At 61.7% G+C, this 13,234-nt stretch carries 12 protein-coding genes and 3 pseudogenes; 5 read left to right on the top strand and 10 right to left on the bottom strand.

All coding sequences use genetic code 11. The features are described 5' to 3' along the window. Positions 1 to 61: 61 nt before the first annotated feature. From RLEG4DRAFT_RS58850 to RLEG4DRAFT_RS58890, 9 genes are all read right to left on the bottom strand, one after another. A complete protein-coding gene (locus RLEG4DRAFT_RS58850; protein ID WP_003574646.1) occupies positions 62 to 232 on the bottom strand; it encodes a hypothetical protein in 171 nt (56 codons plus the stop codon). A 244-nt stretch (positions 233 to 476) separates the two neighbouring features. Continuing rightward, complete coding sequence (locus RLEG4DRAFT_RS58855) at positions 477 to 794, bottom strand: hypothetical protein (RefSeq protein WP_003574644.1); 318 nt, start codon at positions 792 to 794, stop codon at positions 477 to 479. A gap of 76 nt (positions 795 to 870) precedes the next feature. Beyond that, positions 871 to 1,995 carry a hypothetical protein gene (locus RLEG4DRAFT_RS58860; RefSeq protein ID WP_003574642.1) on the bottom strand — a complete coding sequence of 375 codons (1,125 nt, stop codon included), beginning with the start codon at positions 1,993 to 1,995 and terminating at the stop codon, positions 871 to 873. Between the two features lie 40 nt (positions 1,996 to 2,035). Then, on the bottom strand, positions 2,036 to 2,812 hold the full coding sequence (locus RLEG4DRAFT_RS58865; protein WP_003574641.1) for a hypothetical protein: 777 nt from the start codon (positions 2,810 to 2,812) through the stop codon (positions 2,036 to 2,038). Between the two features lie 112 nt (positions 2,813 to 2,924). After that, entirely contained in the window at positions 2,925 to 4,142 is a 1,218-nt protein-coding gene (locus RLEG4DRAFT_RS58870) for an MFS transporter (RefSeq protein ID WP_003574639.1), read from the bottom strand. Between the two features lie 136 nt (positions 4,143 to 4,278). Next, positions 4,279 to 4,713 carry a GNAT family N-acetyltransferase gene (locus RLEG4DRAFT_RS58875; RefSeq protein WP_245277926.1) on the bottom strand — a complete coding sequence of 145 codons (435 nt, stop codon included), beginning with the start codon at positions 4,711 to 4,713 and terminating at the stop codon, positions 4,279 to 4,281. A gap of 91 nt (positions 4,714 to 4,804) precedes the next feature. Next, positions 4,805 to 6,010: a 3-oxoadipyl-CoA thiolase gene (gene pcaF / locus RLEG4DRAFT_RS58880; RefSeq protein ID WP_003574637.1), complete on the bottom strand. Its 1,206-nt coding sequence runs from the start codon at positions 6,008 to 6,010 to the stop codon at positions 4,805 to 4,807. A gap of 10 nt (positions 6,011 to 6,020) precedes the next feature. Further along, entirely contained in the window at positions 6,021 to 6,710 is a 690-nt protein-coding gene (locus tag RLEG4DRAFT_RS58885) for a CoA transferase subunit B (protein WP_003574635.1), read from the bottom strand. After that, positions 6,707 to 7,414 carry a 3-oxoacid CoA-transferase subunit A gene (locus RLEG4DRAFT_RS58890; RefSeq protein ID WP_003574633.1) on the bottom strand — a complete coding sequence of 236 codons (708 nt, stop codon included), beginning with the start codon at positions 7,412 to 7,414 and terminating at the stop codon, positions 6,707 to 6,709. The genes RLEG4DRAFT_RS58885 and RLEG4DRAFT_RS58890 overlap by 4 nt, the downstream gene beginning before the upstream one ends. Before the next feature lie 152 nt (positions 7,415 to 7,566). Between RLEG4DRAFT_RS58890 and RLEG4DRAFT_RS58895 the strand changes: the two genes are divergently transcribed. Next, a complete protein-coding gene (locus tag RLEG4DRAFT_RS58895) occupies positions 7,567 to 8,325 on the top strand; it encodes an IclR family transcriptional regulator domain-containing protein (protein ID WP_003574631.1) in 759 nt (252 codons plus the stop codon). A gap of 55 nt (positions 8,326 to 8,380) precedes the next feature. On the opposite strand, the pseudogene RLEG4DRAFT_RS58900 reads toward RLEG4DRAFT_RS58895, so the two are convergent. Continuing rightward, a pseudogene (locus RLEG4DRAFT_RS58900) lies at positions 8,381 to 9,924 on the bottom strand (acid phosphatase). Positions 9,925 to 10,117: 193 nt separating this feature from the next. Here RLEG4DRAFT_RS58900 and RLEG4DRAFT_RS58905 point away from each other — a divergent pair. The 4 genes and pseudogenes from RLEG4DRAFT_RS58905 to RLEG4DRAFT_RS58920 all read left to right on the top strand — a co-directional run bounded on the left by RLEG4DRAFT_RS58905 (position 10,118) and on the right by RLEG4DRAFT_RS58920 (position 13,063). Then, positions 10,118 to 11,406: pseudogene (locus RLEG4DRAFT_RS58905) on the top strand (cytochrome-c peroxidase). Positions 11,407 to 11,523: 117 nt separating this feature from the next. Beyond that, positions 11,524 to 11,699, top strand: a pseudogene (locus RLEG4DRAFT_RS58910) (type II toxin-antitoxin system VapB family antitoxin). Between the two features lie 99 nt (positions 11,700 to 11,798). Next, positions 11,799 to 12,038 (top strand): FitA-like ribbon-helix-helix domain-containing protein, encoded by a 240-nt coding sequence (locus RLEG4DRAFT_RS58915; RefSeq protein WP_003574622.1) that lies wholly within the window; start codon positions 11,799 to 11,801, stop codon positions 12,036 to 12,038. 101 nt (positions 12,039 to 12,139) lie between these two features. Continuing rightward, a complete protein-coding gene (locus tag RLEG4DRAFT_RS58920; protein ID WP_003574620.1) occupies positions 12,140 to 13,063 on the top strand; it encodes an ArsR/SmtB family transcription factor in 924 nt (307 codons plus the stop codon). The last annotated feature ends 171 nt before the right edge of the window (positions 13,064 to 13,234 follow it).

Raw genomic sequence — 13,234 nt, forward strand, 5'->3', positions numbered from 1 at the left:
GAATCATGCGACGCGCTTTGGCAGGCAACCCCACAAATGCACGGCCGCAGGTCGAAAAATTCTAGTCGCAGGTTTCTGCAATTTTCTTCAGTTCGACAGCCGGCTCCAGAGTGACGGCGTCCTTCTTTCCGACGAAGCGGTAGGTCCCGCGCCACAGGCCGTCCGCAGCTTCCGAAATGCGCAGCCGATGATCGCCGTCCTTGCAGCTCGCATCATAAGCCAAGTCACCCATGTCGGTAAAATCCAGTTTGCATTTGGCCGCCTGCGCTTTGGGTAGCACCGGGTATGTGGCTCTTCACGGTCATAGCAAATCTGGAAGACCTGCTCATCGTTCTTCAGTTCGGGCGTCGGAACAGGCGTAAAGATCCTTACCTGCCAAAGTCCCGTCGGAAGGCCGGTCTGCTCGGCGAAAGCCGCGGCCGGAGTCAGGACGAATGCGGCGGCAAGAACACAGCGTATCATGGTTTTCGCTCTCCTCATTGGCACTCGCCGACCCGCTTGACCCGAACGTCGGTTGTCGGCTGCGGCATGTCGTCGCCGCCTTCATAGACCTCGTTATAGGAGATCTGGCCGGTGAAGCTTTCACCGCCATTCCCCGGCTGGAGATAGGGTCCCCATGAAGTCCCGATGCCGCCGTGGTCGCATTGCGCGCTCATCTGAACACCGCTGTCAGAGAAGTGGATCTTGTCGATCAACACGCATTTGACGCCCGAGGGTTTTGGCATCAGCGGCAGTGTGTCCGCGGTCATGTCGTTCTTGACGCAGATGTCGCGGCTGGCGTCCACCACCTTCATTTCCGCATCCGTACGCTGGAGGATCTTCCAGGTGAAGCGCCAGAGACCTCCCCATTCCGGTCGCTCCGTCGGCGTGTCAAGCCGTGCCGGAGCCTACGACATAGCTGTCGTTGGCGGCATTCTGGATCATTGCGATCGCGATCGGTGGAAAGATGAAGCTCCAGATCGCGAGCCAGGCAATGGAAACCAACGGTCTTTGGCCTGCATTGCGTGCGCGATGGTTGAGGAGATCGCCAAGGGTCATGACCAGAACGGCCAATCCGAGCGGCACAAGGATAGCAATCAGCATGGCCGCAAGCGGCGTCACCGGACGCTGAGACTGCGCCGCGCCCGCCAACTCCCCGTGGATACGATAGACCCAAAAGGCAAAATAGATAAAGGCGGCTACAGCAATGCCGAGGGCGAGAAGTGCTGGAAACAAGGTGATGGGGGAATAGGTAACGTCGAAACCATTCGCCTGAAGCAGATAGATGCCGAGCCCCACCAAAAAGCTGAGGATCGGCGGGATGCTGAGGATCAAAGCGACCAGGAGAGGTGATCGCCGGCGCGGCGTAAGCGGCCGGTGTCGCGGACGCGGAGGTTCATCGAAGGTCAGGTGCGCGGCCGGCAGCAGCAGTATGACAGCGAGGAGCAGGCAAGCCAGGAAACCCAAAACGACGGGCAGACCAGCTTGATCGAGTTCGGCCAACCACGAAGCACCGATCGGAGCGATGGCCGAGATCAGTATCGTCGTTGAGATGAGCGTGAGAGCGCAGCCGAAGTCGATCTTGCCCGGCCTGCCGCCCACCAGGAAGATGGCGATCGCGAGAGGAAAAACGGCCCGAACCGTGCCCAATGCCAAACCAAATAGAATTAGAAACGCCGGCGAGCCCCAAAGCGCGGGCGCGGGCAGAAAACTGATGGCGACCACGGCGCAGACGACAAGCGGGCAGATTAAAGCCGACCGCGCATGCCGGCTCGCGACGACAAACGCCAGGAAGGCCCCGACACCCCAGCCGAGAGTGGATCCGAAATAGAAGATCCCGATAGTCTGAGCGCTGCTGCCCGTCATTCGCGAAATCATGGGAAGGACTGTACTAAGACCTTGGCCACCGATCGCCAAAAGAAGCGAAGCCAAAAAGAGAGCCCAATAGCGATAGGTGCTCAGAAAATCGGCCAGCGTCCAATCGGCATTGCTGGAGTGGGCAGACGTGTTTTCCATAAGTGAAACTTGCTCTCATTCAGTTTGACACTGTTGATCGCTATTGCGCTTCCACCGCGCACAGCCCTGTACACTCTTTGCGCTCGAACGCTGATTTGAACGCAAGCGCATTCTCCCGCTCTGGCCCGGCCAGGACAGGCAGCACCGCCTCGATTTGCGCAATCATAGCCGCCCTGTCCGCTGGCGGCGTCGACGCCGACATGGTTGCGGCGATGTCAGCGAGGCTGTTCAACAGAATATTGCGGTTGGCCGTATGCAGCCCAGGCGAACGCAACATCAAGACGGCACCGGTGACCATCTCGTTAATGCCAAGCCGCATCTGCTGCAGTCCCGTCCGGCGTGGCTTCGTCATTTCAGCGGCCGGAATCGTTGTGACGAAATCTGCGATGGCCTCGAGCTCGGCGGCCTGCACCCGCAGCAGATAGGCGGCAGCTCGCGCGATCTCATCCTGGTATTTGGAGGTATTGGCGGACGTATCAGGCACCGCTGCGGATTGCGGCGTGAACAGGACATAAGTCTTGTAAAGGGCGCCTGCCCGATCGGCGGTAGCAAGAAGTGCCGGCAGATCGGCCGAGACATAGGGCGGCGTGCCCACCGTCGCCTGTACGTCCCAAAACTGTGCGAGAACTTCGGCGTGATCGGGATTCGACCAGCGCGGCAAATCCCCTTGCGTACGGGTCTGGCGCGCCAGGCCATCCACCGCTTGAAACCTTATCGCCGCTTCACTCTGGTTTGAAGGCGAGACACCAGCCTCGCCAAGCGACGCCGAAAGAACAAAGGAAACTGCGAACAAGAGCGTCAGGAGCGCGCGTCTCAACGGATTCTCCATCAAACGGACATGGCGATCCTCACCACTCTGAAACACATTTATGCAAGTAGCAACCGTACGATGTGTTTCCGTTCGGCGAATGCTTTCCCTGAATGTGACGTCATCGCGAAGACACCCCAAAGACCGGCTGCGGCTTCTGTCGCACGAGTGGCGGGAATGCCAGCGCGATCCCAGCCGCCCCAAGTCCAACCATCGCCGAGCCGATGAACAGCCAGGAATAATTGGCGAAGGTGTCGAATATCCAGCCGCCGATAAGAGGACCGAAGGCCATGCCGAGGCTGGAGAGCATCGTCGCCGCTCCCAAGACGGTCCCGATGATGCGCTGGCCGAAATACTCCCGCGCCAGCACCGCATAAAGCGGCATCACGCCGCCATAGGCGCTGCCGAAGACGATGGCGAGCGCATAGAATTGGGCCAACTCGCTGACCAAGAGATAAGTCGCAAGGGCTGCCGCCTGCACCAAGAGGCCGGCGACCAGCACCGGCTTCACCCCGATCCTGTCGGCGAGGGTGCCATACAGCAGCCGGCCACCGAGACCAGCCAGACCCTCGACGCTATAGATGCTGACGGCCGCCATCGGAGCGACGCCGCAGATCGTCGCATAGTTGACCATATGGAAGATCGGTCCGGAATGGGCCGCGCAGCAGGCAAAGAAGGTCAGGCCGAGCACGATGAACTGCGGCGACCGGAAGACTTTCGACAGTTGTGGCCGGGCGCCGCCAGCCGCGAAATCGGTGCCGATATCGGCAGCTTCGGCCGGCGGGCGCCGGACCAGGAAGGCGACCGGCACCAGAAGCACCCAGGTGGCAATGCCGATGATCAACATGGCGGGGCGCCATTCATAGGCCGAGATCAGCCAGCGCGCGAAAGGCGAGATGGTCATCGGCGCGACGCCCATGCCGGCCGAAACGAGCGACACGGCAAGACCGCGGCTTTCGTCGAACCAGGCCGTCGTCGCCGCGATCATCGGCGCGAAGAAGGCGCTGGCGGCGAGGCCAACGAGGATGCCGTAGGTCAGTTGGAACTGCAGCAGCGTTTCGGCCCGGCTCGCCAGAACCAGTGCCAGGCCGAGCAGCAGGGAGCCGATCAGCACGACGATGCGCGGGCCGAAGCGGTCGCTGGCCGCACCCCAGAAGAACCCGCCGAAGCCCATGACGATGAAATTCAGCGTCATCGCGCTGGCTATGCCGACATGCGACCAGCCGGTGGCGGTGGCGATCGGTTCCTGGAAAATTGCCAGCGAGAACATCGCACCGATTGCCACGCACGACATCAAAGCGCCGACAGCGACGATGACCCAACGATAGGAAACACTCATGCTTCATAACCTCCATGCCGACAGAGTGATCGCGACGCACACGGCTGCTCCGCCGCAATCCGCGCCTCGCGATCTAAAGACGTTCGAGCCGCTGTCATTTCGACAGGCTGCTTACATCTTTTTTCGGTGCACAGTCCTACAGCGTTCGAAACATCACCAATGCGTCGACATAACCCTCGGTGGGATGAAGGAAGACGCCGGGAAGACGGCCGACGATTTCGAAGCCGAGGGATTGCCAGAGCTCGACGGCGCGGCGGTTGCTGCTGACGACGAAATTGAACTGCATCGCCCGAAAGCCCTGGGCGCGGGCGTGCTGCATGGAATGTTCCTGCATGCGGCGGGCGACGGCGCGGCCGCTCGCGGCGGGATCGGTCATGTAGCCGCAATTGCAGACATGGCGGCCGCCACCGGCCTGATTGGCCTTGATGTAATAGGTGCCGAGGATCACGCCGTCCTCTTCCGCGACGAAGGTTTCGCGGTCCGCTCCTATCCAGTAGGTGAGCGCATCGGCTTCGGAGAGATTGCGGTCGAGCGCATAGGTCTCACCGGCGCGGATCGTCGGGCCAATGATCCTCTAGATGGCGTTTCGATCGTTGTTGTCTGCGGCTCGGATCAGCATGCCCGATTTCTATCGAAGCCGGGCACCTGGCGCAACGACGCGATCAAACCCGTTCGAGCGCGATCGCAATCCCCTGCCCGACGCCGATACACATCGTCGACAGCGAATATTTTCCGCCGGTCTCCAGAAGCTCGAGCGCCGCCGTGCCGGTGATGCGGGCGCCTGACATGCCAAGCGGATGGCCGAGCGCGATCGCGCCGCCGTTGCGGTTCACCCGTTGATCGTCATCGGCAATGCCGAGCGCCCGCAGCACCGCCAGCCCCTGGCTGGCAAAGGCCTCGTTGAGTTCGATCACGTCGAACTGCTCTTGAGTTATGTCGAGCCTGGCCATCAGCTTGCGCGAGGCCGGGATCGGCCCCACGCCCATCACCCGTGGGGGAACGGCGGCGGCCGCGCCGCCGAGGATGCGGGCGATCGGCGTCAGACCGTATTTTCGCGCCGCCGCTTCGGAGGCGACGATCAGCGCTGCCGCCCCGTCATTGACACCGGAGGCATTGCCTGCGGTCACCGTACCGCCTTCCTTCTTGAAAGGTGTGGAGAGTTTTGCCAGCGTCTCGATCGTCGTCGCACGCGGATGTTCGTCCTTGTCGACGATGATGGCATCGCCCTTGCGCTGCGGGATGCTCACCGAGGTGATCTCTTTCGCCAGCCGCCCGCTCACCTGCGCGGCCGCCGCCTTCGCCTGGCTTCGCACCGCGAAGGCATCCTGATCTGCGCGGCTGATCTGATAATCCTCGGCGACGTTCTCGCCGGTCTCCGGCATGGAATCGACGCCGTACTGCTTCTTCATCAGCGGATTGACGAAGCGCCAGCCGATCGTGGTGTCGTGGATTTCGGCCGCCCGCGAAAAGGCCGTCTCGGCTTTCGGCATGACGAAGGGCGCGCGCGACATGCTTTCGACGCCGCCGGCGACCATCAGTTCAGCCTCGCCGGCGCGGATGGCGCGCGCCGCCGTGATCACTGCATCCATGCCGGAGCCGCAGAGCCGGTTGATCGTCGTGCCCGGGACAGTGATCGGCAGACCGGCCAAGAGCGCCGACATGCGCGCGACATTGCGGTTGTCCTCGCCCGCCTGGTTGGCGCAGCCGAAGATCACGTCGTCGACGGCTTCCCAATCAACAGTGCCGTTGCGTTCCATCAGCGCCTTCAGCGGGATGGCGCCGAGATCATCGGCGCGAACCCCAGAGAGCGAGCCGGCGAAGCGGCCGATCGGCGTCCTGATATAGTCGCAGATAAAAGCTTCGGTCATGGCTGTTCCTTTAGAGTTTCGGGACGACGAGGTCGGCAACCGGCCCTGCAACATGCAGCGGCGCACCGGTCATCGCCTGCAATTCCGCCTGCGACATCGCGGTCAGCTTCTCGCGCAGGACGAAGCGCCCGTCGACGATGTCGATGACGGCATGGCTGGTGTAGACGCGGGTGATGCAGGCAACGCCGGTCAGCGGGAAGGTGCATTTCTCCACCAGCTTCGGCTCGCCTGTCTTGGTGACGTGTTCGGTGATGACGCAGACTTGCTTAGCGCCATGCACGAGGTCCATGGCACCGCCAACGGCCGGCACGCCCTTGCTGCCCACCCGCCAATTGGCGAGATCGCCATTCTCCGCGACCTGATAGGCGCCGAGGATCGCAACGTCGAGATGGCCGCCGCGCACCATGGCGAAGCTGTCGGCGTGATGGAAGAAAGCCGCACCCGGCTTCAGCGTCACCGCCTTCTTACCGGCGTTGATCAGATCCCAGTCCTCTTCGCCTTCGGCTGGCGGCTCGCCGAAATTCAGGATGCCGTTTTCTGTGTGGAAGATTGCCTGACGACCGGGCGGCTGATAACGGGCGACCATTTCCGGAAAGCCGATGCCGAGGTTCACATAGGCGCCGTCGGCGATATCCTGGGCGGCCCGCCAGGCGATCTGCGCATTGGAAAGTTTGATGTCATCCCTGATATCGATGGTCATACGTAGGCCACTCCGGCTCGAATGAGCTCTTCTTCCTGCTGAGGATTGGGAACAGTGACGACACGGTCGACGAATATGCCCGGCGTCACCACATGCTCCGGATCGATGCCGCCGGCCGGCACGATCGACGAGACCTGAACGATGGTCTTGGCAGCGGCCATGCACATCAGTGGATTGAAGTTGCGCCCGGCCTTGTTGTAGGTGAGGTTGCCCTGAATATCGCCGATCTCAGCCTTGACGATGGCGAAATCGGCCTTCAGCCAGCGTTCCTGCACATAATGGCGGCCATCGAATTCGGCGATGACCTTGCCCTCGGCCAATTCGGTGCCGTAGCCGGTCGGCGTGTAGAAAGCCGGAATGCCGGCGCCGCCGGCGCGGATGCGCTCGGCCAGCGTTCCCTGCGGCACCAGCTCGAGTTCGATTTCGCCGGCCAGGTATTTGTCGGTAAAGGCGCGCGGATCCGACGAACGCGGAAACGAGCAGATCATTTTCCGGACCAGGCCGGCGTCAATCATCGCGGCGATGCCGATGCGGCCGTTGCCGGCATTGTTGTTGATCACGGTCAGGTTCTTCGAGCCCTTGTCGATCAGGGCATGAATGAGCTCGATCGGCGCCCCGGAGCCACCGAAACCACCGATCATGACGGTCGCGCCATCACCGATCTCCGATACGGCCTCCGCCGTGCTCCCGACTGTCTTGTCCATGCGGGACTCTCCTTGGCTAGATCGAGAACTGCTCCTCCGTCCTCAAGGGTCAGGCATAAGGCGGGACGGTCCGCTCGGCAAGAAATTTGTGCGTTATTTGACATTTGTTCATATATCGCACAAATTCAGTCAATCGATTGGAGAACCGAACCATGCGCGAAACGGATTTTGTCAGCGGCTTTGCCCGCGGCCTGAAAGTCATCGAAGCATTTGGCGAGACGCGCCAGCGGCTATCGATTGCGGAAGCCGCCAAGCTGACGGAGCTCGACCGCGCCACCGTGCGCCGCTCGCTGCTGACGCTGGCCGAACTCGGTTATGCCGATTATGACGGCAAGTTCTTCACGCTGACGCCGAAGATCCTGCGGCTCGGCCATGCCTATCTCGCCGCCACACCGCTGCCGGCGTTGTTGCAGCCGCATCTCGATCTTCTCTCGCAGAGGGCCGGTCAGAGCGCCTCGGCCTCAGTGCTCGACGGCACCGAGATTGTCTACATCGCCCGCGCCGCCCAGCGCCGCGTCATGTCGATCAATCTCACCCCCGGCAGCCGCCTGCCCGCCTACTGTGCCTCGATGGGCCGCGTGCTGCTGGCCGCCCTTAGCGAAAACGAGGCGCGTGCCATCCTTGCCCGCAGCGAGCTGAAGCAGAACACGGTCAATACCAGGACGGACCCTGATGAGCTGATCGCCGAGTTCCGTCGTGTGCGGACAGAGGGTTACGCCATCATCGACCAGGAACTGGAGATCGGCCTCTGCTCGATCGCTGTACCGATCGACAACGATCGCGGCGAAACGGTTGCGGCGATCAATATCGGCGCGCCGGCCGCCCTCGTCCCGGCCGCGGAGATGAAAGAGCGGTACCTGCCGCTGCTGAAGGAAACGCAGGCCGCCTTGCGGCCGCTGCTGCGCCGGTAACGGTAAACATGGAGAGGGAGCGGCCCCTGTGGAAATCGGGGCCGCTCGCAAAACGTCAATGCGTCAGGTCGAGCGCGGCAGTGAGGTCACCCATCGGCGGGCGGCCGTTATCACCCAGCGCCTTGTCGCGGGCGACGATGCCGGGCAGCACCGGCAGATCGTAGCGCGCCGTGATCAGCCGGAGGATCGATGTCGTGTCGTACTGGCTGTGATCGACCGTGCCGCCCTTGGCGAAGGCGAGATGATGAAGGCCGGGATGCGGTTGCCCGGGCCCCAGCGGTCGGCCTTCGGCGGCGCGACGTGATCCCAGAAGCCGCCGTTTTCGTCATAGGTGACGATGACCAGCATATGGCCCCATTGTGGGCTCTTCTCGAGATGGGAGACGATATCGGCAAGATGCTGGTCGCCGCTCGAGACATCGGCATAACCGCCATGTTCGTTGAGATTGCCCTGCGGCTTGTAGAAGGAAACCGCCGGCAGTTTGCCCGCGTCGATATCCTTCAAGAAAGCCTCGCCGGCAAGGCCGCCGTCCTTCAGGTGTTCGGCGCGCGCCGGGGTGCCGGGCGCGAAATTGGCGAAATAATTGAACGGCTGGTGGTGGAACTGGAAGTTCGGCACCGGCGTGGCGTTCTTGCCGTCAAGGGCTGCCTGCCAGGCGCCGCTATACCAAGCCCAGCTGACGCCCTTCAGCGACAGGAGGTCGCCGATGGTGATCGCATGCTGCGGCGGCAGCGTCGTTGCGGCATTGGGATCGGCCAAGGCTGGATCACCATCCTTGGCCGGCGGATTGGCGCTCGGCTGGTAGGGCGGCTGCATGGTGTTGACGGCGTAAAAGTCCGGTGTCAGCGTGCCGTCGGAGACGAATTTCGGTGCGCCCTCCAGCGCCGACTTCGGGGCGTTTTCCGTGACCGTCAGCGACGTGCCGTCGGCATCGACCTTGGCGATCACAGGCTTGGCCGGGCTCTTGTCGGCATCGGGATAATAGGGCGCGCAGGCGCAGACCAGCGCGAAGTGATTGAGGAACGAACCGCCGAAGGCGCCCTGGAAGAAATTATCGGCAAGGACGTATTTCTTCGCCACCTGCCACATCGGCAGGATGGAGCCGTCATAATGGCCCATGACCAGGCTGCCGGAATCGGCCCAGGCGACGAACTTGTCGTTTTTGCCGCCGTCGATCTGCATCTGCTCCTGATAGAAGCGGTGCCAGAGATCGCGGGTGACGACCGATGGCGCCTGCGCAAAACCCTTCGGATCGTCGATCGCGAAGCTGGCATTGGCAAGATGGGCCGACTGCGCTTCGGTGATAGCGGGGGTCACGCCCTTGGCGGTCAGGCCACCCCAGGCCGGCGGCAGTTCGGCGAGCGGCTGGCCGTCGCGGTCGAGCTGGCGGACCTGATCGGCACCGACGTCGGCGAGGCCATTGGCGCCGGGAAAGCTGCCGTAGAGATTATCGAAGCTGCGGTTTTCGGCATAGATGACGACGATATTGTCGATCTTGTCGTAACCGGCGGGTGCGGCATGGGCAGCCGTCGCCATGGCGAGCGGCAGCATCGCCGACCCGGCGAGACAGATTGTGGCGAGGCGTTTCAGACTTTTCACAGGGGTACCTCATGGCTTTGGGCGTTGGCTAGAGGGAGCGAGACGCTTGGGGGCGACCTGACGCTATTCCCGCCATCTTTCAACTTTGTGACATGCGACGGTCACGAAGCGCCCGCGGGATAACCGTCATCAATTTGTTGCAGCGAGGTTCGATCATGAAGGAGACGAATGCCAAGTCATTGGGATCCTTATCATGATCACCGACACTATCCGGCTTGCGCGATCCGCCATGGTGGTCGGACTCGGTGCTGCAGCGTTCTGTCTGGTCATTCTGCCGCTGCGGCAAAGCAGCGCGGCGGCCGCCTCCGGCGTGCATCCCGGACCGATGTCGCGTGCCGAGGCCTTCGCCCGGGCCGAGACACTGGCCGCACTCGGCCGCAAGATATTCTCGGATACTTCGCTGTCGGCCTCCGGCCTGCAGGCCTGCGCCTCCTGCCATGATCCGGCCCACGCCTTCGGCCCGGCATCGGCGGGGCCGGTCGAAATCGGCGGCAAGGATATGAACCAGCCTGGCCTGCGCGCCGTTCCGACGCTGCGTTATCTGCAGGCGGTGCCGGCATTCACCGAGCATTATTACGATTCCGAGGACGAGGGCGACGAAAGCGTCGACAATGGCCCGACCGGCGGCCTGACCTGGGACGGCCGGGTCGATCACGGCGCCGACCAGGCGAAGATCCCGCTGCTCTCGCCCTTCGAGATGGGCAACAAGGATGCGGCCGAGGTCGCGGTCAAATTGCGCAAGGCGCCCTATGCCGCCGACATCAAGGCAGCCTTTGGCGAGAGGGTGTTCGACAATCCGCAAGACACCTTTGACGCCGCCGCCGAGGCGCTCGCCACCTTCGAGCAAAGCGGCCCGGATTTTTATCCCTATTCCAGCCGCTACGACGCCTTTCTCGCCGGCAAGGCGACGCTGACTGCGCAGGAATTGCACGGGCGGCAACTGTTCGAGGATCCGGAAAAAGGCAACTGCTCGAGCTGCCATCTGAGCGAACCGGCAAATGACGGCGAGCCGCCGCTCTTTTCCGATTTCGGCTTCCTCGGGCTCGCCGCCCCCCGCAACATGGCAATCCCGGCCAACGCCGATCCCGACTATCACGACCTCGGACTCTGCGGCCCGCTGCGTACCGATCTCGCCGGACACAACGAATATGCGGCCTGTTCCGCACGCCGACGCTGCGCAATGTGGCGCTGAAAAAGAACTTCTTCCACAACGGCTATTTCCACACGCTGCGCGACGTCGTCTCCTTCTATGCGACGCGCGACATCGATCCTGGCCGCTGGTATCCGAAAAATTCAGACGGCACGATCCGCAGATATGACGACCTGCCGCAAGCCTACTGGGACAATCTCAACCAGGACCCGCCCTTCGGCAGGAAGCCGGGCGATGCACCTGCCCTCACCGATCCGGAGATCGACGAGATCGTTGCCTTCCTGGGGACGCTGACCGATGCTGATCTGCAGCCTGAGGCAACCGGGCACTGAGCAATTTTTCGGCTCCGTGACGGAATGGGCCGAATTACAACAATCCCCGGCCGCTAATTCCACAGCCGATGCCTGCTGATGGGACTAGGCAGGACACCAGGATAAGGAAACTGGACGATGCGATCGACTATTAACCTCGATGACGCTCTCGTGGAAAGGGCCAGGTCCCTCACCGGGCACAAAGAAACCGGCGCACTCGTCCGCCAAGCGTTGAAGACGCTTGTCGGGTTGAGTCCGGAAAACGCCTCATCGCGCTTTATGCCGATCCGCAGCCGCGGGCGCCGAGACACTGACCAGGGTCGACCCATTCCCTGAAGCCTGCGGCCGGGGATCCACTTCGTCACCGTTGCTTCGGAGATGCGATCAGTGATTGATGCCAAATGGAGGCAATGATGGCCAACATAACGATACGCAACCTCGATGAGGGATTGAAGCAGCGGCTGCGCGTTCGCGCCGCCGCGCATGGCCGTTCGATGGAAGACGAAGCACGCGATATTCTGCGTGCGGCGCTTGCGACCACCGAGCCGACGGCGCGCAATCTTGCCGATGCTATTCGCGCTCGCTTGCAATCGGTCGGGGGAGTTGAACTGGAAATCTCACGGCAGCCCATCCGGGACGAGCTGGACCTTTGATGTGTGTACCATACAAAACGGTCGTGACCGGCCTAGTATTCCCCACTTGATGTATCATAATTTCCGATATACATCATTTCATCGGAAATAGTGGGGAAGTGATGGAACGTTCGTTTTTGACGATTGCCGCTGGTGAGAACCATGAGGCAGTTCGGGCGCTTTCGGCGCCGGCGCGGGTGGAGATGCTGAAGCTGCTCTGCGCCAAGGGGCCGCTGAATATCAACGACATCGCGCAGGCGCTTTCCCTCCCCCAATCCACCGTGGCGACCGGGATTCAGATTCTGGAAGATGCCGGGTTGGTCGATTCCCGGCTGGCGAAGGCGCGCAAGGGAAACCAGAAGATCTGCTCGGCGATCTACAGCGAAATCCTGATCAGCTTCGAGGAAAGTGCGGCGCAAAGGGCGAACAATGTCATCGAAGTCGAGATGCCGGTGGGGCTTTATACTAGTTGCGACGTGCATGCGCCCTGCGGTCTTTGCTCCACCGAGAGCGTCATCGGGCCGCTCGATGTACCCGACTATTTCCTGGATCCCCAGCGCATGCAGGCCGGGCTCGTCTGGTTCGGCCGGGGTTATGTCGAGTATAAATTCCCCAACAATGCCAAGGTGTTGAACAAGGATATTCGCGCCATCGAATTTTCGCTGGAGCTGTCGTCCGAGGTCCCCGGCACCAATCCGGACTGGCCCTCCGACATCACCCTCTGGGTCAATGGCATGGCGATCGGAACATGGACGTCGCCGGGCGATTACGGCGACAAGCGCGGCGCCTTCACGCCAGCCTGGTGGAAGCTCGAGGGCTCGCAATATGGGGCGATGAAGACCTGGCGCATCTCGACGCGCGGCACCTTCATCGACGGCATCGCCGCATCGAATGTGACGCTCACCGATCTGGCGCTGGCCCAGCACTCGTCCATCCGGCTCCGGGTCGGTATCGCGGAGAATGCCGGCCATACCGGCGGCGTCAATATTTTTGGCCGCGGCTTCGGAAATCACGGCCGCGATATCATCATGCGCCTGCACGTCTGATGAACTCAATATCGGAAATCGTGATTTTAATAGCGAACTTCTTTTCCACATTAGCGATGCATGAAATAAACTAAACACAATGTAATTAAATGATTTTCTGGAAATTTTCATTAGTATGATTAAATATGCAGCTCGGTTGACAGAACGACATTCCTGATATCAAGTTAGAGG

It is taken from the genome of Rhizobium leguminosarum bv. trifolii WSM2297 (genome assembly GCF_000271845.1).

What these genes read in the sequence shown, in the direction of transcription:
- RLEG4DRAFT_RS58850 (WP_003574646.1), bottom strand. Translation starts at nt 232, where the DNA reads ATGGGTGACTTGGCTTATGATGCGAGCTGCAAGGACGGCGATCATCGG.
- RLEG4DRAFT_RS58855 (WP_003574644.1), bottom strand. Translation starts at nt 794, where the DNA reads ATGAAGGTGGTGGACGCCAGCCGCGACATCTGCGTCAAGAACGACATG.
- RLEG4DRAFT_RS58860 (WP_003574642.1), bottom strand. Translation starts at nt 1,995, where the DNA reads ATGGAAAACACGTCTGCCCACTCCAGCAATGCCGATTGGACGCTGGCC.
- RLEG4DRAFT_RS58870 (WP_003574639.1), bottom strand. Translation starts at nt 4,142, where the DNA reads ATGAGTGTTTCCTATCGTTGGGTCATCGTCGCTGTCGGCGCTTTGATG.
- pcaF (WP_003574637.1), bottom strand. Translation starts at nt 6,010, where the DNA reads ATGACCGAAGCTTTTATCTGCGACTATATCAGGACGCCGATCGGCCGC.
- RLEG4DRAFT_RS58885 (WP_003574635.1), bottom strand. Translation starts at nt 6,710, where the DNA reads ATGACCATCGATATCAGGGATGACATCAAACTTTCCAATGCGCAGATC.
- RLEG4DRAFT_RS58890 (WP_003574633.1), bottom strand. Translation starts at nt 7,414, where the DNA reads ATGGACAAGACAGTCGGGAGCACGGCGGAGGCCGTATCGGAGATCGGT.
- RLEG4DRAFT_RS58895 (WP_003574631.1), top strand. Translation starts at nt 7,567, where the DNA reads ATGCGCGAAACGGATTTTGTCAGCGGCTTTGCCCGCGGCCTGAAAGTC.
- RLEG4DRAFT_RS58915 (WP_003574622.1), top strand. Translation starts at nt 11,799, where the DNA reads ATGGCCAACATAACGATACGCAACCTCGATGAGGGATTGAAGCAGCGG.
- RLEG4DRAFT_RS58920 (WP_003574620.1), top strand. Translation starts at nt 12,140, where the DNA reads ATGGAACGTTCGTTTTTGACGATTGCCGCTGGTGAGAACCATGAGGCA.